The organism is uncultured Phocaeicola sp. (genome assembly GCF_948499155.1).
Taxonomy (GTDB): domain Bacteria; phylum Bacteroidota; class Bacteroidia; order Bacteroidales; family Bacteroidaceae; genus Phocaeicola; species Phocaeicola faecalis.
Genome location: NZ_CAOOSE010000012.1, coordinates 97,428 through 122,045, shown reverse-complemented (window position 1 = coordinate 122,045; position 24,618 = coordinate 97,428). Strand labels below are relative to the sequence as shown.

Genomic DNA, 24,618 nt, shown 5'->3' with positions numbered 1-24,618 from the left:
GCTGCCGTTTTAATGAAAGCCTCCGAGTCAGTCAAATGATTCGGAGGCTTCTTTTTGTATTTATACTGCTCATACAGCTTGGAATGGGGGAGAAATATCGTTTAAGTACTATAAATGTATATACTCAGGACAATATCGCTACATAAAGAATACCTGAAGCTTTAATTTTGTAGAAATAAAAACCTATAAATATTATTATGAATAAACGAATAGCATTTTTGTTGTCTTTGTGCTGGATAGTATGTTGCTCTTATGCACAAAATTTTTTTTCAAAACAAGAAGTAAGACAATCAATGAGGCGTGTTGCCGATTGGCAAATAGCCCACATGAAAGAAGTTACCTATGATCCGTTGAATTGGGTAAACGCTACGTTCTATCTGGGCTTGTCTAAATGGGCATCCGTGGCGGAGCAGGAAAATCAGGATGATTTTTATTTTAAATGGTTGCGACGTTTGGGAGCACGTAATTATTGGCAAGTGGATAAACGAATGTATCATGCAGATGATATCTGTGTGGCACAAACTTATTTGGATCTTTATCGTAAATATGGAAAGGAAGAGATGCTGATTCCTACAAAGGCTCGTGCCGAATGGGTGATGGCGCATCCTTCTAAAGGGTCTTTCTTGTTGGATTATGGTGATGCTTCCACTTTGGAAAAATGGACGTGGTGTGATGCTTTATTTATGGCTCCGCCGGTTTATGCTCGTTTGTATAACATTACCGGTGATAAGAAATTTCTCCGTTTTATGGATAAGGAGTATAAAGAGACTTATGAGTTCCTTTATGATAAGGATGCCCATTTGTTTTATAGAGACCATCGCTACTTTACTCAAAAAGAAGCCAATGGCGAGAAGGTGTTTTGGGGCAGAGGAAACGGATGGGTGCTGGGAGGACTGGTCGAAATTCTTCGTGAACTTCCTGTAGGTAATAAATACAGAACTTTTTATGAGAACTTGTTTGTGGAACTGGCTACCCGTGTAGTAGCTTTGCAACAGTCTGACGGATTTTGGAGAGCCAGTATGCTGGATCCTCATTCTTATTCTTCTCCGGAAACCAGCTGCTCCGGATTTTTTGTTTATGCTTTGGCATACGGTATTAATGAAGGATTGTTGGCGGAGGAAGAATTTCTTCCGGCGGTGGAAAAAGGCTGGAAAGCCTTGGTAGGTGCAATAGAGGAAGATGGTAAGTTGGGCTATGTGCAGCCTATAGGTGCCGATCCCAAGAAAGTAACTCGTGAAATGACAGAGGTGTATGGTCCGGGTGCATTTTTGCTGGCAGGTACAGAGGTTTACCGGATGGCAAAAGATGAGCTGCATGGTAATAACATTCCGGTAGAACGTATCCGTGAGATAGCTGCCATGCTACCAGAAAAACCGGAAGGTATCGGAGTTACCTATAAAGACCGTGCCTATTGGGATAAAATGAAGAATACTCCTGAAGCCCGAAAATTAATTGAAGAGGCTCATCGTAGTCTGAAGGATGGAATGCCGCCTTTTGTAGATTCGCTTTATTTGCATCTTAATAAGACTGAGATTCGTCTGCCGGGAGAGAATATGATGAATGCCCGTTATCAATATTTGTGGCGATTAGTATTGGCGGAATGTTTGGAGAATAAGCGGCGTTTCATTCCGGCGATTTGTGAAGGAGTGGAAGAACTCTGCCGTCAGAAGCCTTGGTCAATTCCAGCGCATGACCGTAACTTGCATAACTATCATGGAACGGATTATTATGTAGACTTGGTTGTTGCTACTGCCGGAAATACATTGGCACAATGTATTTATTTATTGGATGACCGTTTGCCGGCTGAGACGAAAGCTTTGGCGATGTGCGCTTTCCGTGAGAAGGTGTTCCGTCCAATCTATCGTTGTTTGGAAGAAACAAAACCTTTTTATTGGTTTACTGTCACGAATAACTGGAACTCGGTGTGTTTGGCCGGTGTGACGGGTGCAGCACTCACTTTGCTGCAGGACAAAGAGGAACGTGCTTTTTTTGTAGCTGCTGCCGAGAAATATTATGTATATGGAATGAAAGGATACAGTGATGACGGATATTGCAGTGAGGGGGTAGGATATTATAATTATGGTTTCTGCTCGTTTATCTTGTTGCGTGAAGAAATTTGCCGTGCTACGAAAGGGAAGATTGATTTTTTTCGTACTCCTAAGTTTGCCCGTATTGCGCAATATGGAAAGAAAATACAGATAATGAATCAGGTTTGCCCTGCTTATGCCGACTGCCGTGCCGGTGTTTCACCTTCTTGGTTTATTACGAACTATTGTGATAATGTGTTGGGCACTGCTCCTTATGAGGAAAAATATGAAATACCCGACATGGATAATCTTTCATTGCACACCATCGGTATGTTCCCACGCCAGGCTTGGAAGGTGGAAATGACTCCGGAAATACAAGAGGTATTGAAAGCTGAAGCAGACGAACTCCATTCTTGTTATGATGAAGCGGGCATTATCATTAGCCGCCCTGCTACCGGCTCGGCTTGCCGTTTGGGGGTATCTGTAAAGGGAGGACACAACGCAGAAAACCATAATCATAATGATGTAGGCTCTTATGCAGTAGTGATGGGCGGCCAGACGATGGCAGGCGATATGGGTGGCCCTTTCTCTTATCCCGGTGATTATTTTAGTGGAAATGCTTATAAATATCCTATTAAAAATTCATTCGGTCATCCTGTTCCCTTTATTAACGGACAGTGTCAGGTATCGGGCAAGAAGGCTCAGGGAGTGGTATTGAAGAAAGAATTGACTGACGGTATGGATATTTTTCAGATTGATTATACGTCAGCGTATGCTACTTCGGTGCCTGAACTGGAAAAGCTGATACGTACCTTTACATATAATCGTGCCGGAGAAGGAACTTTCGTTATTGAAGATTATTTTGATGCGGCATCCGGCATCTCTTTTGAAACGGCTATTACGACTCGTGCCGAATGGAAGGTGATAGGAAGCAATCGCTTGGAATTGGTGTTGGACGGAGAAAAAATGACGGTGGATATTGAAGCTCCGGGTGTGGTAGAATTTAATTCGGAGACTGTTGAAGTGAACTCTCCTGCTTATACGCGTATTGGTATCCGTCTGAAGAAACCATTGCAAAGTGGTAATATTCGGTTGACAATGTATCCTTCGCGTCCATAGTTGTGTATAAAATTGTCCGTTCGGTTAATTTATGTACAAAGAACTCAAAAAAAGGGTATGTTCCAATAAGGGGCATACCCTATTTTTGTGCTGTTAAAAAGTTTACTACTAACGAATTTTGAACTATTATTATGAAAAAAACATCAAAACAGATTTCTTTGCTTTTACGAAAGAAAGGATTCTTAATGTGCACTACATCAATGCTGTTGGCAAATGTAAGTGTATTTGCAAGCCCGGATGCAGCGAAGGCATCTTTGGAGCCGGCTAAACCGGATGTGGCGTCAGTAGCCATTGTTACACAACAGGGTAAGACTATTACCGGTGTGGTGATGGACTCACAAGAGTCTATTATCGGTGCGAATGTGATGGTAAAAGGCACAACAAACGGTACGATAACCGACTTTGAAGGGAAGTTTACCCTGAGTAATGTACCCGAAGGAGCTATTCTGCAAATCTCTTATATCGGCTATCAGAGTATGGAGATTAAAGTCGGAAATCAAACTAGTTTTACTATCAAGTTGAAAGAAGACAGCCAGGCTTTGGATGAAGTAGTGGTGGTGGGATATGGCTCGCAAAAGAAAGTAAATCTGACAGGTTCTGTTGGAACTGTCGATGCGAAAGTCTTGCAATCACGCCCTATCACTTCGTCTACCAGCGCATTGCAGGGAACTATACCTAACTTGCAGATTACGCCGAGTAGTGGTGAGCCGGGTACCGGAGCGACACTGAATGTGCGTGGTACTACTTCTATTAACGGTGGTAGCCCACTGGTGTTGGTTGACGGTGTGGAGATGAATCTCGATATGATTAATCCGAATGACATTGCCAACGTTACGGTATTGAAAGATGCGGCTGCATCTGCCATCTATGGTGTACGTGCTGCTTATGGTGTTATTCTGGTAACAACGAAGAATGCAGGCTCGGATATGAAGACTACTGTGTCTTATTCCGGTAATGTGGCATTTTCCAAACCGACAGTATTGCCGGAAATGGTAGGTACAAGTTGGGAGCATGCCGAATTTGTAAATCGGGCAATGACAAATGCCAATCTGGATGTGATGTATAATCCGGATACGGTGGAAAAAATGAAGAATTATGCAAATGACCCTGCTAACAATCCTGAATATGAAGTGCTGAACGGTACCATGTATTATTATGGTCATTCTGACTGGACTGATTTGATGCTGAAGAAGTATACTCCTTCTCACCGTCATAATATAAATATTTCGGGTGGTAATGAAAAGACTAAATTCTATACTTCTGTAGGTTATGTAAACCAATCGGGTATGTACAAAGTGGGTGAAGATAGTTTCCAACGTTTGAATACCCGTTTGTCTGTCGACAATCAGACTACTCCATGGATGAAACTGGGTGCTAAAGTTTTGTATAACTATACTACTACCGATAAACCTCATAAGTATAAAGATGATGTTTGGCAGCAGATGGTATTTTCAACTCCGACACGTATGTCTCGTCCGTGGGGAGGCGATGCACGTTATCCGGAACTTGACCAATATGCCGGTAAATACTTTGATGACCAAAATCCTATATCTTTGTTGGAACAGGGCGGTCGTGACAAGAAGAAAGTACATGATATCTGGTTGACCGGTAGTGCCGACTTTACCTTTACCAAAGACTGGCATGCGCGTGTGGACTTTACTTACAATCTGAATTACAGCCGCAGTGCAGAGCATCGTAAGAAAGTGGATATGATTACCAATGCTTTTGTTGAGACAGAAGGTAATACCAATAACAACAGCTATTCGTGGGTGAACGGTAATAAAGACTATTATTCTTTCAATGCCTACACAGATTATGAACACACTTTTGCAGAAAAACATTATGTGAAGGCCATGCTGGGTTTCAATCAGGAACTGACCAAGTATAATACGACTACTGCTACACGCCAGAACCTTATCTCTCAGGATTTACCTTCAATGAGTTTGGGAACCGGTATGCAGACTGTTAGCGAAAGTGGTTATGAATGGGCTTTGCGTGGCGGTTTCTTCCGTTTGAATTATATCTATAATAACCGTTATTTATTTGAAGTGAACGGCCGTTACGATGGAACTTCCCGTTTCCCTTCTGATAATCGTTTTGTATTCCTGCCTTCATTCTCGGGAGCATGGCGTGTGTCGGAAGAATCTTTCATGGAGTCGACTCGTTCTTGGTTGGACAACTTGAAGATACGTGCTTCTTACGGTATTTTGGGTAATCAGTTATTGACAGCCAGCAGTTGGTCGGGCAATACTAAATATTATCCGTATATTCCCTTTATGGCTTCAGGTACAGCAGGAAACTGGCTATTTGTAGACGGTGAGAAATCTTTATATATCAATCCGGCAGGATTGGTGTCCAGCGATTTGACTTGGGAGAAAGCTTCTACCTTTAATGTCGGTCTTGATTTTACCATGTTGAACCAACGCTTGGACTTCTCTTTCGACTGGTATCAGAGAACGACATCGGATATGCTTGTTAAGGTGGAATATCCTGAAGTGCTGGGAACAACGGCTCCTCCTGCCAATAAAGCAGAGTTGCGCACCCGCGGTTGGGAAGTTTCTGTGAAATGGAATGACCGTATTGGTAATGATTTCTCTTATGATTTAGGTTTTATCCTTTCGGATTCACAGGCTGAAATTACTAAATATGAAAATCCGACTGAAACATTGAGTGACTATTATGTGGGTCAGAAGATTGGCGAAATATGGGGATATGAGACAGAAGGTTTCTATCAGTCGGATGCTGATGTTCAAAACCATGCAGACCAGTCTAAGTTAGGTGCTAACTGGGCTCCCGGTGATATCATGTACAAAGATTTGGATGGAAATAATAAGATAAACAACGGTTCGAATACATTAGACGACCATGGTGACTTGAAAGTAATCGGTAACACTACTCCGCGTTACCAATATGGTATCACTGCTAATATGTCTTATAAGAATGTATATTTGAATGTCTTCTTCCAGGGTATCGGCAAACGTGATTTCTGGCCGAGTTCACAACCTTTCTGGCCGGTGGCAACACAGTATTATAATACTCAGAAATGGTTTGTTACGGACTCATGGTCTGAAGACAATCGCGACGCATACTTTGCGCGTCCTATTGCACGTGAAACAAAGAACCAACAAAAGCAAACCAAATATTTGCAGGATGCTTCTTATTGTCGTCTGAAGAATCTGACAGTAGGATATGACTTCCCGAAATCATGGTTGAGCTTCTTGCACGTTGCAAAAGCAGGTGTTTATTTCAGTGCTGAAAACTTGTTTGAATTCACCAATGTGAAGGGAGCTTACGACCCTGAAGCAGCGGGTAAGAATGGTACTATGGTATATCCGTTCCAGCGTACTTATTCATTCGGATTAAACGTAACATTCTAAATTTAGTAGACAAGATGAAAAAAATAATATTAAATATAGCAGCTTTAGCGGCTGTATCATTGATGTGTGTTTCTTGTAATGATTCCTTTTTGGATAGAAATCCGACACACGACTTGAATGACAATAGCTATTGGAAGACCGAAAGTGACCTTGAAGTCTATAATAACGGTATTTACAATGAAGCCGGAAATGACAGTTATTACCGTTTTATGGTAGGACATACCCTGGGTGCATGGAATAGTAGTTATGCGGATTATTTCTGGAAGGATGTACAGACTGATAACTATGTTTCGAAGAGTAACTCAAACCATACTTCGTATACAAAGATTGCTGCCGGGAAAGAGACGGTTCCCAATAACCCGACTGCCGGAGGGTGGTATTGGACTTTGCTGCGCCGCATCAACACTTTCTTTGCTAATTATGAGAAAGTGGGAATAGCAGAAAATATCAGAAACAGGTATGCGGGTGAGGCTTATTTCTTCCGTGCATGGTTCTATTTGGATAAAGTACAGATGTATGGCGATGTCCCTTATATCACTACTCCTTTGAATACGGATTCTGAAGAACTGTATGGGCCGCGTACTCCCCGCAAGGAAGTGATGGACCATGTTCTGGAAGATATCAATAAGGCTTGCGACTATTTGCCGGAAGACTGGGGTAATAAAGGGGTGCGTGTGACAAAAGGTGCAGCATTGGCATTGAAATCACGTATTTGCCTTTACGAAGGTACTTATAGAAAATATCATGGATTGGGTGATTATGAAAAATTCTTGCAGGAAGCCGTGAAAGCATCTGAAGCGTTGATGGCAATGAAGAAATATGAAATTTATAACACCGGAAATCCTGATAAAGACTATGCCACTTTATTTACCAGTGATGATTTGACTGATAATAAGGAAGTGATTTTGTTTAGAAAATATGTAGCCGGTTTGTTGGGCCATCGCTTATGCGGTTATTTGGTTGCTTCGGGCAATGGTGCTACAAAAGATTTTGTTGACGATTTCCTTTGTATAGAGCCGGACGGAACTGCCAAACCTGTTGCTTTGAGCGAGACTTTTAATGATGATGAGTATGAGAATGTCTTGGACAACCGTGATCCGCGTTTGACTCAGATTGTGCTTGATCCACGTCATTCAAAGGAAATTCTGTACAATAAAGACAAGTTTATCTTCCCTCGTGTAGCAGGAATGACAGGTTGGGAATCGGCTACAGGTTATCATGTTATCAAACATTATATTGCTGAACAAGACATGAAAGGCTATGGTAATGAGACACATGATGCTCCATTATTGCGCTATGCTGAAGTCTTGTTGAACTTGGCAGAAGCAAAAGCTGAATTGGGAACCGTTACTCAGTCTGATTTAGACCGGACTGTCAATGTGATTCGTGACCGTGCCGGAATGCCTCACTTGACACTGAATCCTGTAATGGACCCGAAATATGCGGGTGAAGGCTTGTCTGCCCTAATTATTGAACTTCGCCGTGAACGCCGTGTGGAACTGTGTTTTGAAGATACCCGCTATCAGGATTTGATGCGTTGGAAATGGGGAAAGCGTTTGGCAAACCGTGTACTGGGCATGCGTTTTGAACCATCGGATTTTGACAATCCCCGTTTCAATCCGTCTGAAGGAAAGGCTGATCCTGGCCGTGTGAAGCTGTTTGAATTGAACGGAAAACATTATATTGATGTGTTTGCCGGCACTGACTGGGAAAACCGTTCGTTTGATGAAAATAAGCATTATTATCATCCTATACCTATTAATGTAATCGGTAAGAACAAAGAGATAACACAGAATCCGGGTTGGGATTAAATATATATTTTAATTGTTGAGGTAAAAGGTTAGGTTTTGTTAGGTTGTGAGGCTGTCTCAAAATAGAAAATGAGACAGCCTTACTTATCTTCTTTGGCGGGAGAATCATTGTTTTTGCGTACATTCAGAGGAGCAATACCATAGAATGTTTTGAAACATTTGCTGAAGTATCTGGCCGAAGAGAACCCGAGTTGGTAGGAAATCTCCGTTACATTGAGATGAGGCGCATTGTTCAGTAAATGCATTGCTTCCTCCAATTTCAATTTGAGAGTAAACTCATTGGGAGTCAGTCCGGTAATTTCTTTTAATTTCGTATATAGTTTGCTGCGTCCCATTCCAAGCTCAGAGGCGAGAAGGTTCATGTCGAACTCCGGATTCTCAAAGTTCTCTTTGATTACTTGTATAGCCTTTTCCAACAGTTGGCGGTCATTTACATTAATGGTGTCCGGGGCCTCCTGTTTGTTGGCGATAGGCTGTTTGAGACGTTCCAGCATTTGTTGCCGGTTCTTGATGAGGTTGCTACAACGGGCTATGAGAATTTTCACATTAAAGGGCTTGGTGATATAATCGTCTGCCCCAAACATATATCCTTCTATTGTATATTGTTCGGACGCTTGTGCCGTGAGCAGTATGACAGGAATATAAGATAGTTCGATACTGTTTTTTATCTTATAACATAATTCCTTGCCCGACATTTCAGGCATCATCACATCACTGATAATGAGGCTGGGATGTACCTGATATGCCATTTGCAATCCTTCCTTGCCGTTCAGGGCGATGTGCACTTCATACATGGATTCGAATATGCTCTTCAGTAAATCCAGCATTTCTTCATTATCTTCCACAATGAGGAGCACTGGTTTTCCGCTGTCTGTATCCGGTGTGGTGGGAGGAGTTTCTTCGATGGGCATCTCTGCTAGGTCGAGCAACTTGCCGGTGTCTCTGTTGTCATCCGTAGTCAGGCGGGTATGTGCAATGTCTTCAGGTGAAAAATGAGAGTTCCCTTTTAGCAGACAGATTGTGAACTCACTTCCTTGGCCCGGTTCGCTTTTCACATGAATACTTCCATGATGAAGGTCGATGATTCCTTTGGAGAGTGCCAGTCCGATGCCTGTGCCGAGCGTGAATTTGTTGGCGCCATTCTCCAGTTGGTAGAAACGTTCGAATATTTTGCTGACAGCTTCTTGTGGAATGCCGGAGCCATTGTCCTTTACACTGATATGAGCCTGTGTGTTTGTATTGCTGATGGTCACATTGATTTTACCTCCTTTTGGGGTATATTTAAAGGCGTTTGAAATCAGATTGAATATGACTTTCTGCAGTTGTACCGGGTCAAACCATAGTTTGAGTTCTTGTTCCGGGCATTCAAACCGGTAATTGATTTGCTGGGTAGCCGCATATTCATAAAAGGACATGTATATTTCTTTTACAAAAGGAATGATGTCTTTGTGTTCAATCCTCAGTTTCAGATATCCTTGCTCCTGTTTGCGGAAGTCCAGAAGTTCTGAAATGAGATCTCTCATGTGCCATGCGTTTTTATAGATGTGCAATATGCGGTTATAGATGGTCGGAGCAAGTTTATTTTGCTGCAATAACACCTCAATCTGTCCGATAATCAGTGTGAGAGGAGTGCGGAACTCATGTGAGATGTTGGTAAAGAATCTCAGTTTGACCTGATTCAGTTCTTCTGTGCGTTCTTTTTCTTTGCGCTCAAATTGCAGTGAGGCCTGAAGCTGGGTTTGTTTAGTCTTGATATGGATAATGAGGTACATGATACCAATCAGACACAACACATATATCATAAACGCCCAGTAAGTGGCATAGAAAGGAGGAGCAATGTAGATGTTGAGGCTGATGCTGTGTGAACCCTGATGTTCGCGAACTATTAGCCGATACATGCCCGGACTGAGGTTGGTGTAGGAAATAGACTGTGACTGGGTAGGAATCCAATGGTCGGAGAAACCTTCTAATTTGTATTCATAAATTATGTCTTCGTTCAACGTATAATTGGAGGAGCAGAACTCGAAGATTAGATTGTTCTGGTCGTGCGAAAGCCTGATTTCTTTTACCTGCGAGAGAGTTTGCGGGAGGATTCCGGTTTCGTCATCGGGCAGTACACGTGTGTTATGCACCCACAACTGATCAAAATAAATATGATAATCATGGTTGGTGTGGTAGAGCTGTTCTTCAAAAAAAGAAAGCATGCCGTTTACTCCGCCGATAAAGACTTCTCCATTTTGTGCGAAATAAATGCTTGAGCCCTGGCAATATCCCATTTGAAATAAATTGTATGTATGCTTGCTTTTACCGGTTTCGGAATCAAAGAGAGAGAAGCCTTTGCTGTGCAGAATCAACAGATGGTGGTAAATGGGAGATTCACAGATATAGTAGCAATAATCGCTGGGCAATGCGTTATTGCCTAGTCCATATTGACAGAAGGAGTCACTATCGGGGATATATTTGAATAATCCTGAGCCGATAGTGCCGAAATAAATTTCGCCTTTGCTGTTTTCCATGATATTCACTATTCTGAATTTACCGATGGAGGAAGAATCTTGCGCGTTGGTGTAATAACGGTGAAGACTGTTGTCCGTCATGTGGATGCGCAGAAGTCCTCCTTTTGAATCGGCCAGCCATAGTCTTTCTTTACTGTCGATAAGAAAGGTCTCAAACTGATAAGGGCGGGAGAGTTGCTCATTGATATCTTCATTGCGGGTGAGGGGAGAGAACGTCTCTTGTTCGGGATTGAAAAGATAGACACCTGCCTGCGTCAGCATAATAAGCTTGTCTTTATAAGGCTGTATTTCATTGACGATATTTCCGGCTTGTGAAGTCGGGTTGTTTTGAAGGGGAGTCAGCGTGCGGAACTGTTTCCGAGCAATGTCGAAAATAGCGAGACCGCCGGTATGCGTACCTATGTATAGTTTGTTTTTCTCTTTGGCATAATAGATACATTTCATATTGTTATGCGCCGTTCCGGGAAGTCCGTTGGCATGATAAGAGAACTTCTCAAAGGTTTGAGTCGTTCGGTTGAAGAGATTCAGTCCTCCTCCTTCTGTACATATCCAAAGGTTTTCCTCCCCATCTTCTACCATCTTACCGACAAAAGGAAAACTTAAGAAATGGTTTCCTGTTGTCCCCGAGCCATAAAACCGGCACGTGTTGGTATCGGGGTTAAAGTAATTTACTCCGCCGAAATAAGTTCCTATCCAAATCGTTCCTTGACGGTCTTTATATAGGCAGTTGATAGAGTTATGGCTGAGTCCATAGTCTATATTATCTTGATGAAGGTGGGCGGTCCATGTGTCGGAATCAGGGTCATAATGGTTCAGACCATTGAAAGTCCCTACCCAAATATGTCCATTGTTGTCTTCCTGAACCGTCCTTATCTGATTGTTGGACAATCGGTTGCTGTCTGTGTAATGTGTTCTCTCCTCCTGCGGATTGATGCGGTAAAGGCCGTCCTGCACAGTGCCGATCCACATATTTCGCCGGCTGTCTCTATAGATAGAAGAAATATGGGAAATGCCGGTGATGGTTTTAATTGTCTTATAGTCTTTGCGGGATATCAGTGAGACGCCTTGGCTGTGCCCCATCCAGATGTAATCCTGGTCTATAATCAATGAATTTCCGACATTGAATTTATACTCCAGAGTGGCTGCGTGATGCACCTTTCCGTCACTCTTCAGATAGTATTGCAATTCATTCCGGTGTCCAATCCATAACGTATCCTTATGGCAATACATGGTATGGACTGCATTGGGAAGGATGCAGGTAAACTTTTCTTTTTCTATATCGAACTTTATCAGGTCATAGATGGAACGGATATAGATGCTTCCGTTTTTGTCTCCGCAAATGGCACTGATTTCATTATGGGTAAGTCCATTGCTGTTTTGCGACGGGCGATAGATGTCTATCTTGTCACCATTATATCTGTTCAGTCCTTCACTGGAGCCAAACCACAATGTTCCTACCTCATCCTGATAGATGGAAAGCACAGTGATTTGCGACAAACCGTCTTTTACATTAATATGCTTAAAGTGAATATGATTCCCATAGCAAAAGAAAGCACAACAGAAGATGAGGATACAGAATACATTTATTCTCATATTAGATTTGTTTTAGGTCTTTTTAGCGGGACAAATTTAATTATTAATTAATCAAAATAAAAACGATGAGAAATAAAAAGCTGCAAATGCATCTAAAAGTTTATGGAAAGAAATGCGCTCAATCATTGTATAGACGGTTGCTGTCCTTGAATTGATAAGTATACCTGCCGAAAACAAATCGGTCAAAACACTTTCTTGAAACAAACTTGTTCAATTCCTTGTGTCCAAAGCTTTGTAAATAATCAATGTGTGCAGGCATAGAATCGGCATTGCCGGAAGGCGATAGTATGTCAGGTACAAACCGATGCAAGATTCCAACAGCATTTATACAGCGATGATGCAAGGGGGCCTATCAAAGTGCTATTGAAACCATATAATCCATTTTAATGTCGTCATGCTCATAGTCTGAGAATTATAAAAAAATGTGTACTGTAATTACTATGCTTATTAAAAGTGTATTTTTTGTTAAAATCGTTTTCGCTTACCTGTATTTTTAATATATTTCTTTTATTTTTGTGTATTAATTTAACGTAACATAAAGTAGTATATTATTGGAATTCCTGATATTCTCCAAGAATCAGGATGTTCCTTTTTTAATGAAAAGCACATGAACTTCAATGAAAAGTAGAAAAAGTTACTATTTAAGAAATGCATTGCTTACATTTTTTATATTTGCGTTTTTTACCCAAGTATGCGATGCACAGACGTATAAGTACATAGGAATGGAAGATGGTTTGGGTAGCCAGAAAGTTTATCGCATTTTGCAGGATTCTTTAGGATACATGTGGTTTCTCACCCAAGAAGGCCCTAACCGGTATGACGGAAAGGAAATAAAACACTATGAACTGACAGACCAAGGAAAGAAATTTAACATACAAAGTTGTTTGAATTGGCTTTATATGGCAGAGGGCGGGATATTGTGGGGGATAAGTCAGAAAGGGCGTATTTTCCGTTATGATCCGGATTATAACCGTTTTGAGTTGGTCTATACACCTCCGCTGTCTAAAAAAGGAAATGTCTTGCCTAACATCACTTATGGATATATGGATTGCACCGGATATGTGTGGCTGTGCGGTAAAGAGCAAATAATCCTGTTTGACACCCACACTGGAAATGTTTTGCAGCCGTCTTGCAACATAGCCAGTAACATTACCGCTGTTGAACAGACGGGACCTGATGACTTTTTTATAGGTACTGAATCCGGCTTGTACCGGGCAAAATTGGAGAAACATCCTTTATCACTTTCGTGTATGCCCGCGTATAATCTTCGGGTAACAATAAGCGAACTGTTCTTTTCTGCCGACCTGAACAAACTTTTCATAGGAACCTCCAAGCAGGGAGTTTGGATTTTCAGCCCCGACAGTCCATCAGGCATACATTCGGATGAAACTTTCGGTGATGTAAACATTACGCGGATTGTACCTTTTAACAAGAACGAGGTGCTGATAGCCACTGATGGGAAGGGTATTTACCGTATGGATGTAGACTCATGCCGTGCAGTTCCCTATATAGTAGCCGATTACACCGCTCATTACGGCATGAATGACAATAACATCAACGATATATATGTGGATGCGAAAGCACGTATCTGGATTGCAAATTATTTTAATGGGATAACTGTTTGTGACAACCGTTACGGGGGATACCTCTGGACTCGACATTCAATCGGCAACCGTCAGTCACTGGTGAACAATCAGGTGCATGATGTAATTGAGGACAGTGAGGGCGACCTTTGGTTTGGTACCAGCAACGGTATAAGCTTATATAAAACAAAAACTGGGGAATGGCATTCCTTTTTCAGTACCTTCGACAAGGAATCCGGGGATAAAAATCATATTTTCCTTACCTTATGCGAGGGTTCTCCCGGTATTATTCTGGCAGGCGGTTTTACCTCCGGAATTTATCAGATAAATAAGCGTACCCTTAAAGTCGACTACATCTCCTCTTCGGCTTTTTTCCATCTGGACTTACGTCCGGACCAATATATCAGGGATATCCGGAAAGACTCGGATGGGAACATCTGGTCCGGAGGTTTCTATAACCTGAAATGTTTTGATATTAAAAGAGGGAGGTCACGTTTGTATCCGGGCCTAAGTTCCATTAACTGCATCCAAGAAAAGGACCGCTCATCAATATGGGTCGGTACTTCCAGAGGCTTATATCTGTTGGATAAGGAGTCGGGAAATAGCCGTAACATAGACCTGCCTGTAGAATCCGCACATGTTTGCGCATTATATCAGGCAGAAAACGGTGTATTGTATATAGGAACCGAAGGTGCCGGGCTGCTACTCTACGATCCCGGTGCAAATGCATTCGCCCAATATCATAAAGAAAATTGCGCGCTTATTTCCAATAATATCCATACCATCCTGCCTAAGCCCAATGGGGATATGCTGCTTTGTACAGAAAATGGGATTGTCCATTTTTCTCCTCAGAACATGTCTTTTAGTAACTGGACCCGTGAACAGGGGCTTATGAGCGTCTGCTTCAACCCCGGTGCCGGCATCTTGCGCAGTGACGGACGTTTCATACTGGGCAGCAATGATGGTGTTATCGGCTTCCCGGCCGATATAAAGATTCCTCGTCCCTCTTTTTCGCCGATTCTGCTTAGTGACTTAATAATATCTTATCAGACAGTATACCCGGGGGAGGACGGCTCACCGTTGCAGGCAAGCTTAAATGATACTCGTGAGCTGAAACTCAAGTATGGACAAAATACATTTTCCCTGCAAGCCTTCTCCATTAATTACGACTATCCTTCCAATGTACTTTATTCATGGAAACTGGAAGGGTTTCATAAGGAATGGAGTACGCCGTCTTCCAATGGGCTGATTCGTTTTACCAATCTTCCAGCAGGAAAATATACACTTCATATACGTTCGGTTTCTAATGAGGAAAAATATAAAAGTTATGGACAACGCAGCCTTTCGATTATCATCTCCCCTCCTGTATGGGCCAGTCCTTGGGCCATGGTCGGTTATGTGGTACTGTTCATTCTGGCATGCACCATTCTGTTTCGTATAATGGCTTTGAGGAAACAAAAAAAGATATCCGATGAAAAGACACGTTTCTTTATCAATACAGCCCATGATATACGTACGCCCTTGACTTTGATAAAGGCACCGTTGGAAGAATTGAATAACAGGGACTTGGTCAATAAAGAAGGAAAGAAACATGTAGGGATGGCCCTGAGGAATGTGGACGTGCTTTTGCGTCTTGTGACCAATCTTATCAATTTTGAACGGATTGACACTTATTCGTCACATCTGTATATCGCCGAATATGAATTGGGGGCATATATATCCGGTATTTGTGACACTTTCCGTTCATACGCAAAAGTCAAGCACATCCAATTGGTATGCGAAAGTAGCTGTAATTACTTAAATGTGTGGTTTGACAGAGACAAAATGGACTCTATTCTGAAGAATATCCTTTCAAATGCTCTGAAGTATACTCCGGAAAATGGAAGCATACACGTTAGAGCGTCAGAATGTGGAGAGAACTGGTGTATCGAAGTAAGGGATACGGGAATCGGGATTCCCCATAATGAACAAAAAAGCCTTTTCCGTACCTATTTCAGGGGCAGTAACGCCATCAACCTAAAAGTAAGTGGCAGTGGCATAGGGTTGATGTTGGTGCATAGGCTTGTACGTTTGCATGGCGGAAATATATCAATAGAAAGCGGTGTAGGACAAGGCACGTGTATAAAGCTCCTTTTCCGTAAAGGGAACGCTCATTTCAAGAAAGCCAGTATTACAGCCCACCCTCAGGAACAAACCATAAGTATGCCTGAAATTAATACGGCATTCTCGTTGAGCACAGCCAACACTTCTGACTGTAATTTGTCTAGGCGCATCCTTATAGTAGAGGACAACGATGACTTGCGTATCTATCTGGTTAATACTTTGGGACAAGATTATAAGGTTCAGTCTTGTAGGAACGGAAACGAGGCGCTTGATATTTTATCTGAATTCAATCCTGATCTGGTACTTTCGGATATTATGATGCCAGAGTTGGCGGGAGATGAACTGTGTGCCGCTATCAAGGGGAATATCGAGACTTCACATATTCCAGTACTGTTGCTGACCGCTTTAGGTGATGAAAAGAATATTCTGGAAGGCTTGAAGGTCGGTGCCGATGACTATATAACAAAACCATTCAGTGTAGGTATACTTAAAGCAAGCATTAATCGTTTGATTGCCAACCGCCTCCTGCTTCGTAAAAAATACGGCAGTGCTGATTTTGATAATGAACAATGGCCCAAAGGCTGCAAGGATACGCTGGACTGGAAATTCATTTCTTCCGTCAGGAAAAACATAGAGAAAAACATGACCAATCCAAATTTTACGGTAGATACTTTGTGTGCACTACATAACATGAGCCGTAGCAGTTTCTATAACAAACTGAAAAGTTTGACAGATGGTTCACCCACAGATTATATTCGTTTGATACGTATGCAACGTGCGGAGCAATTATTGCGGGAAGGAGAATATTCTATTACCGAAATAGCAGAAATGACTGGATTTTGTGACGCTAAATACTTCAGGGAAGTGTTCCGGAAACATTTTGGAGTTAGTCCGAGTGAATACAAAGTAAAAAGAGAGCAATCAGACAGACGGCCTTGAAAAAGTAAAAACGATATTTTGATTGATGCTAGGCTGCATCTCTTTTAAAGAATATTCATTAAAGGTGTTTTGGGTATATGAAGAAAAATCGATATTTCTCTATTCGTTTACCGGTATTTCTCGGTTTGTAAATTATGAGATTGTTTTAAAATGCCATACTGTTTAGTCTGATTGGGCCTTCCATATACAGTTGACAGTATTTAACATTGGCGTAGCCGTAGGTTATATCAGGATAATATATTACCTTTGTCCTTAAATTTGTTAATTCTAATACTATGTACAAAATTTTCCGTGGCTTCCAATTGGTCGAAGCCTATCAAGATTTGAAGAAAGCCAAACGGTTGGCTGAAAAAAGAAATGTAAGCAGAGGCATAAAGTTGGCTGTTGCCATAACTGTTGCCCTTATACTATGGTGTTTGCCCATTAGCACATTTGGAATAGAAGGGCTGACAGTCATAGAACAGAGGTTAATCTCTATTTTTGTTTTTGCCACTTTGATGTGGGTGTTCGAGGCTGTTCCAGCGTGGACTACTTCCGTATTGATTGTTGTCTTGCTGTTGTTGACAGTATCCGACAGTAGTCTGTGTTTTTTTATTCAGGGTATCCCTATGGAAGAGTTGGGTCGTACGGTGAAGTATAAGTCTATCATGCACTGTTTTGCCGATCCTATCATCATGCTGTTTATCGGTGGGTTCATTCTGGCTATTGCTGCTACTAAAAGCGGATTGGATGTATTGTTGGCACGAGTCATGTTAAAGCCCTTCGGTACTCAGTCCCGTTATGTCCTGTTGGGCTTTATTATGGTAACGGCCGTCTTTTCCATGTTTCTCAGTAATACAGCCACTGCTGCCATGATGCTTACATTCCTGACTCCGGTTTTGAAGTCTCTGCCGGCAGACGGAAAAGGGAAAATCGGTTTGGCCATGGCAATTCCCGTAGCTGCCAATATCGGTGGTATGGGAACTCCTATCGGAACTCCTCCTAACGCTATAGCCTTGAAATACCTGAATGACCCTGAAGGATTGAACTTGAACATCGGTTTTGGTGAATGGATGGGATTTATGATGCCTTATACTGTCGTTGTATTGTTCATATCTTGGCTTATCCTGTTACGTCTGTTTCCTTTCAAACAGAAGACAATTGAATTGCAAATAAGCGGAGAGGCAAAAAAAGACTGGCGTTCTATTTTGGTATATATAACTTTTGCTGTTACAGTGTTGCTGTGGATGTCCGACAAGTTCACCGGAGTAAATTCCAATGTGGTGGCCATGATTCCTGTCGCTGTCTTTTGCGTCACGGGAATTATTACCAAACGTGACCTGGAAGAAATCAGTTGGAGTGTGCTTTGGATGGTAGCCGGAGGATTTGCGCTGGGCGTTGCGCTGCAGGAGACAGGGCTTGCGCAGCACATGATTGAATCCATTCCATTCAATACCTGGCCTCCTGTACTGATGATTGTCGGTTCGGGATTAATTTGCTATGCCATGGCCAATTTCATTTCGCATACAGCTACCGCTGCTTTGCTGGTTCCTATTCTTGCCATAGCCGGTATTAGTATGCGTGAGAACCTTTCTGCTTTGGGCGGTGTGGAAACTTTGCTGATAGGAGTGGCTGTCGGTTCTTCCCTTGCTATGGTTCTTCCCATTTCTACTCCTCCGAATGCCTTGGCACATGCAACAGGCATGATTCAGCAAAAGGATATGGAGAAGGTCGGATTGATAATGGGAGCTATCGGACTGGTTTTGGGATATGCGATGTTGATAGTCCTTGGTTCTAACGGACTTTTGTGATTCAGGTTATGAATATCGGAAAAGCGGTTGTCGTTTGAAAGGCAACCGCTTTTTATGTTTATTTAGAGTGTTCTTGATATAAGTTACTCCCTCTTCCGGACTGCATTTGATACCATTACGTTCCAGCATCAAATGACGAGATGGTATGTATTGACATGACAGGAAAATTCGAGCAGGGAAACCCCGCACTGCCGACGATACTTCGCTTCCGTCTCCGGTCTGCACCCTCTTATCCGGTTACATTCCATTTCTTTCAAGACATTTCTGATTGTATATCTGTTATAGTCTATTCATCGACAACACAGCGCACAAAGCAAGCATCCGAGCCATTCTCTCTAATCAAGTTGCTCGTAGAGATAAAATTGAAATCGAATGAGAAATAGTTGATATCCCATCCCAAGCTGGAACCATCCGTTGGTGTAAGTTGGTTTCTAGGAATTTCCTTATTTAACCAATAGATGGCTCCCGGTCGTTTGTATAAATCGTAAAACAACGGACGTTCAGTAGGAGCCTCATATAATTTTGTTCGACCGGAAGCATATCTTAATACTCCATTGAGGCTTTCATGATCTCCCCAACCGGTATTAAAGCTTTGTTTTCTATGTCCGTAGCCGGAAGCACCAATGGGGAAAAAGAGGCTTTTACCCGTTTCACTGTTGTATGCAAAACAACCTCTCATTCCACGTCCCATTGTATTATGTTCATAATCATAGCCGTAAACTTCTACGATATCATCAGCCGTTTTTGTGGCATCATCTCCATACAATACACCGTATCCCTGTTCTACATGGCTGCCTTCCTTCCTCAATTCCCAAAAGTCGTCGGCTGTAGCTACCCTGGCTTTTTGCATCTGGGGGTTGCCAAACGTTTGGGCATTTCCATTAGAAGTAATACTATCCCACTTCATTTCATTCTTAGTCGCTGCATTGGTAAAACCATTTTCAGGATATACTTTGAAATTTTCCGGTGTAACATTTATCCACGGCTCGAATGGATTTTTATTACTCAATGCGTCTATCGGCTGGAGCCAATTTCCGAATTTGAACAGCGATCCTTCGTCCAATGGAGTAGAAGCCAGTTCCGTTGAAGTCCTCATGTTTTTGGCATACCACTTCACGCCGCCTGTAACCAAATCGTCAGGTTTGTCTCCTTGTCGCACGAAAATCAGGTGCTGGCAGGTATAATTGTGATATTCCACGCGGATAATGGCGTAACGGTTCTCAGTGGAGCTCCCGGAAAAATCAACATTGAAATCAATCACACTACCGGTTTTGCCATGAATGGCAAAACCATATTCCGAATCAGGTTTTGACTCTGACCCCGACGTTGCCGAAAGCGTAATTCCATCTCCGTTAGATCTCTTGATGACATAGGCTTTCCAAGGCCCTTCAGATTGGAATGTTTTGAACATTCGTTCATCCTCTCCCGGCAATCGTTTCAATACTACATGAAAAGATTTGTTGTTGTTCGCAGAACGATAAATTCCCTTAGGATTCACCACACGGCGTACCTGGTATATTGGAACTTCGTTTATAAAAGGCTTATCCACACCTGTCAATTTGGTTGTAATCCTCACTATCGCTTTCCGTTGGTACGCCACGTATGGATTATTCCCCGTGTATCCGGTCGTTGATATCATCTGTTTGGCACGTGTGTACATAGGAATATATACATTGTATGTATTTGCTTCCGTGGGATGCTTTTCTATACGGTATTTATCGTCTGCTACAGAACCGTCAGTCGTAAACTCTTCGAATGTCTGGTTGTCAGGCAAAGTAAAGTTCTTATATACACGTTCACCGCGTTTTGGATCTTTTTGGTAATATGTTTCATTATTAGTGATTTTATCTGCATAAAGCACTGTCTCCGTGGTTTTATGTAATGACAGGAAACCGTTCCACGGTGCTGCAACACCATTCGGAGCACCCGTATAATAAATATCGCTACTGGCATTATGGGGAGCCCAGTTGTTTTCTTTGATTTCTGCCTTTATAGATTCAATCTTATGCCCACCCGTATTCACCTTGATAGGGTACATCATGGAATGATTGTACAGATAGGTTATGTAGTACGGTTCGGGAGTCATCACTCCGGGTTCCGGTTCCTCGTACTCGATATGCCAATCTGCATCGTTGGCGAAGTTCCTGAATTTCAATGTCAGTTTGTAATGGCAATTACGCTTGGCGTTATAGTCATTTTTCTCGTCCTGTCCCAACATGAAACGGTAGATGATAGGCCCGTTGCCCAGTCGCTTGGAGTTGTTGGATATATAGTGAGCTTTCACCTCAATGTAGGTGCCGTAGGGTACGCCATCTTTGAGTCTGTATGTCTCATCGTCCGGCAATCCGGGAAAATCCAGTTTCCCGTCCGGTTTTCCATCAGGACCGGTTGCATCCTGCTGCTTGTCGGGCATATCATCTCCCGCGCCCTGCATATTCTCGTAAAAATACAGTGCTTCATCCGTTTCTTCGTGAGAGCCGAATTTTGGGCTACCTGCCGTGATACGATGTCCCACACAATCGTCACCGATTTCAAAGCCTGCTTCTCCATGTTTGTGATTGGAATAGGAAATGATTTCCCCATCGGGCATGTCTATTTCCTTTCCTTCTTTAGGAGCTTCCACTTTAGGAGCTTCCACTTCCAACTTATATCCTTCCGCACCTACATTATTGTCCTTTCCCAAATAACATTGTAATGGAATATCTTTAATCTGCACCGATTCGAGATAGATAAACACTCCTTCTGCCAAATCACTGCCATCGTAGGCTATCGTTACTTTCGATGCCGCACGGCGCAACCACGCATGGAGTTTTACGCTTTTTTCATTCACTACAAGCGACTCGTCGTTTGTCGACAGGGCAGAGGCAGTCTTTTTTGTAAAAAAGCCTATCATCTGGCCGTTGTTAGCCACGTCTTTAAAATCCCATGTGAGGGGAATATTTTTGAGTCCGTCCACTGTTTTTATGGCTTCAGAATAAGCCGTATTTGTCAACAGGTCGGGAATGTTCGCCACGGCATACATATAATATTTGCCGAAACTAATTTCTTCCGGCAACTTGAAAGTGGCACGTTTGGTTTGTGTTTCCGCTTTGTGCCCGTTTTCCGCATCCGTATCAGTACGGTTTTCATCAGACACTTTATATTGTTCAATCCGCCATTGTTTTTTAAGAATCCGGTTTTGGTCATACAACAAAACATGTAAACTTCTTATATCCTTTAAGGCGCCTCCCGTAGCCCGTGTCTGGGTCAGTGCCGCCGACATGGGTTTGAAGTCCAATGTGGCGGATACGCTTGCCTTGCCTTCGCCAATGATTTCCTGCTTCAAAAAATCATCCTGGCAACCGGCAACGGTTACAATCATCAGGAAGAGGATGGTATGTAGTACAAAATGCTTCATAATGTTTCTGTTTATGGTTTTACAATCCGAATACAGGATCAAGCTTTACCTCGCTGTATGGAATCACGTCCACTACGATTTCCATGTCGTTAAGTAATGTGATGTTCACTATCACATGAGTGTTGCGGAACAGGGCCTTCAGGTTGGGCAACGTGAATGAAAAAGATTTAACTTTAGCCTCTTCTTCGCCTTCTTTAATATTGATTGTCATCTTGTACTCCTGCTCACCGTCCGTTGCACCGGCTTTAAGGTTCATGCTCTCAGGCAAGTAGAAAACGGGGACATTCTTAGCGACACCCGGTTTCGAGCGGTCAGGGCTTCCCATGTCAACTGTCGGCTTTCCAACGGAAACCTCCCCGTTGGTATAGGTTTTTGCTTTATCCGCCGTAGCCGGCAGTTCGTAGTCCTTCAGCCAGCCGGTGGCTTCAGTGGTTTCGTAACTGTCATTTTCGGACGAAGCATCGGAAACCTTTTTCAGCCATTTTATCCAGGTCTCTCCATCGAAAAGTTCTGTATTCTGGTCAGTGTTCCGGACATGCGCCATCAGGAAGTTCTTGTCGGCATGCTTTGCCAAGGTAAATCTCTTCACGGTCACTTCCTCATCGCGCCAGTTCTTGAAGTTTACCGTGAACTTCGTGGCGACACGCACCACGTAGAACGTCCCCTCGAACCTTCCTTCGGTAAAGTCTATCTCGTACATGGACGACATCGGGATGGGTTTACCGCCCGAATAGTCCGGGGTGAAGTAGAGGCCGTTTACTGCAGTTTCAAAGCCTTCCGACTTCTCTGTATAGCTGCTGAAGAAGCCGGTTAGCGTTTGTTCTCCTCCCGTTACGCCTTCCACGACCGATACGCTCTCTTCGTTGGCAAAAAGGAAAATCTGTTTCTTTTCGTTGGGGCTTACTTTGAGGATGATATATTTCTGTGCTTGCGCGCCCTCCAGCGAATAGTGGCGGTTATGTTCCACCGAGCCATCCGCGTGTAGCACAACCACACGTACGCTGTGCATCTGCTCGTTGTCGGGCAGGTTAGCCGTTTCGCCCGACCTCGATTGCTCCAGCGTGGAGACGTTCAGATACAGGGCAGCTTCCGTAACAGTGTCCGGCAAGGATTCTTCCTGACTGCTGCACGCCACTATGAAAGGCAGTGCGAATGCCGCCAGGCAGACTACAATGCTATGTATAATGTTCGGTTTCATCAGTTCAATCCTTCTCTCTAATTATTCCACTTCAACATTACTCAGCACCACACGCCATGACAGAATCTGAATGACGCTGCTTACCCATGTGTGATTCTCGTCAAGGAAAAGAGTCATCACGCACTCATCCAGACGGTCGAGGAACTCCCGCTTATCCATCGGATAATTATATTCCTTTTCGTAGTACTCTTTTCCCATCAAAGCGTAGTCTATCACTGGAATGCGAGCCACGGTCTTGCCTTCCCTGGTGGTGATGGTGAGTATCATATTCTCGTGATGTGTCTCAATCAGGCGACCTACGGTGAAGTCGGCAACGAGTCCTTTCACATTGCTGATAACACCAGTATCGTCTTTGCCAATACCTGCCTCGACACTCTGTATATCCCAGGGACGGTAGTTGATATTCTCGTCGGCCATCAGCTCGTTGTCGTGTGCCATAAGACCGTTTTCATCATCAATACGGAAGATAAAGTCAGCCTCGTTCACATCCTCTCCCGACAAGTGCTGTAGGATGACACGGATGTGGTTGGTGTTCTTGGTCAGGAGCATGGTGTATTCGTAACTGCCTCCGTCGTCGTTGCTAGGCAGTGACACGTCCAGCGTTCCGTGGAAGAGACGATATAAGTGTTCCTTGCTGAATGCGCCCGATTCATCATGCTGACGATTAAGCGCACACTGCAACTGCTCCATATGGGTTTCTCCTACATGGGCTTCGGGAACGGAGAATGATTCCTCATGCTCACCGTCGTTTTGAAGTCCGCACCAGGCAAGCAGTTTGTAGTCACCGGCGGGCAGGTCGAGCAGCATCGAGTAGTCCTCCGCCGTAGCCGGATCTATCTGTTCCTCTTGCTGCCAGACCAGTACGTCCGATTTGTCGAAGGCATACAGGTGAACCGATGACACCTCGTTGGCAAAAGCATCCGCCCATTTTAGGTTCCTGTTGTAGCGGAATTTGAGCCGGTAGTACACCGAACAGTCGCCTTCTTCCTCGTAGAGCCAACTATCGCAGGACGAAAGAGCCAACAGGCAGGCTGACATCACACAAACCTTGGCTGCCACATTCCTTATCAATGTCCGTATATTCATATCGTTTACTCTTTTATGATTATATCGTTTATACTTTTTATAGATGGTGTGCGGAACTTCTGCGTCCGGATTTTCTCAT

General features: G+C 43.0%; 8 protein-coding genes and 1 pseudogene. 5 read left to right on the top strand and 4 right to left on the bottom strand.

Annotation, left to right across the window (positions count from 1 at the left end; genetic code table 11):
- Positions 1-293: 293 nt before the first annotated feature.
- The 3 genes and pseudogenes from QYT14_RS18875 to QYT14_RS10660 all read left to right on the top strand — a co-directional run.
- Positions 294-1,304 (top strand): annotated as a pseudogene (locus QYT14_RS18875) (glycoside hydrolase family 88 protein); the annotation flags it as partial.
- A gap of 2,027 nt (positions 1,305-3,331) precedes the next feature.
- A complete protein-coding gene (locus QYT14_RS10665; RefSeq protein ID WP_288325734.1) occupies positions 3,332-6,523 on the top strand; it encodes a TonB-dependent receptor in 3,192 nt (1,063 codons plus the stop codon).
- A gap of 14 nt (positions 6,524-6,537) precedes the next feature.
- Positions 6,538-8,334 (top strand): RagB/SusD family nutrient uptake outer membrane protein, encoded by a 1,797-nt coding sequence (locus QYT14_RS10660; RefSeq protein WP_288325735.1) that lies wholly within the window; start codon positions 6,538-6,540, stop codon positions 8,332-8,334.
- 80 nt (positions 8,335-8,414) lie between these two features.
- Here QYT14_RS10660 and QYT14_RS10655 read toward each other — a convergent pair whose 3' ends face one another.
- Positions 8,415-12,443 carry a two-component regulator propeller domain-containing protein gene (locus tag QYT14_RS10655; RefSeq protein ID WP_288325736.1) on the bottom strand — a complete coding sequence of 1,343 codons (4,029 nt, stop codon included), beginning with the start codon at positions 12,441-12,443 and terminating at the stop codon, positions 8,415-8,417.
- 617 nt (positions 12,444-13,060) lie between these two features.
- On the opposite strand from QYT14_RS10655, the gene QYT14_RS10650 reads away from it, so the two are divergent.
- Entirely contained in the window at positions 13,061-17,068 is a 4,008-nt protein-coding gene (locus QYT14_RS10650; RefSeq protein ID WP_288325737.1) for an ATP-binding protein, read from the top strand.
- 275 nt (positions 17,069-17,343) lie between these two features.
- Complete coding sequence (locus QYT14_RS10645; RefSeq protein ID WP_288325738.1) at positions 17,344-18,858, top strand: SLC13 family permease; 1,515 nt, start codon at positions 17,344-17,346, stop codon at positions 18,856-18,858.
- 286 nt (positions 18,859-19,144) lie between these two features.
- Here QYT14_RS10645 and QYT14_RS10640 read toward each other — a convergent pair whose 3' ends face one another.
- The 3 genes from QYT14_RS10640 to QYT14_RS10630 are packed head-to-tail and all read right to left on the bottom strand — an operon-like array spanning position 19,145 to position 24,539.
- Positions 19,145-22,255, bottom strand: coding sequence for a hypothetical protein (locus QYT14_RS10640; RefSeq protein WP_288325739.1), 3,111 nt, complete (start codon positions 22,253-22,255; stop codon positions 19,145-19,147).
- Between the two features lie 19 nt (positions 22,256-22,274).
- Entirely contained in the window at positions 22,275-23,453 is a 1,179-nt protein-coding gene (locus QYT14_RS10635) for a hypothetical protein (RefSeq protein WP_288325740.1), read from the bottom strand.
- Between the two features lie 21 nt (positions 23,454-23,474).
- The gene (locus QYT14_RS10630; protein WP_288325741.1) at positions 23,475-24,539 is read right to left on the bottom strand and encodes a FimB/Mfa2 family fimbrial subunit; all 1,065 of its coding nucleotides are present in this window, start codon (positions 24,537-24,539) and stop codon (positions 23,475-23,477) included.
- Positions 24,540-24,618: the final 79 nt, after the last annotated feature.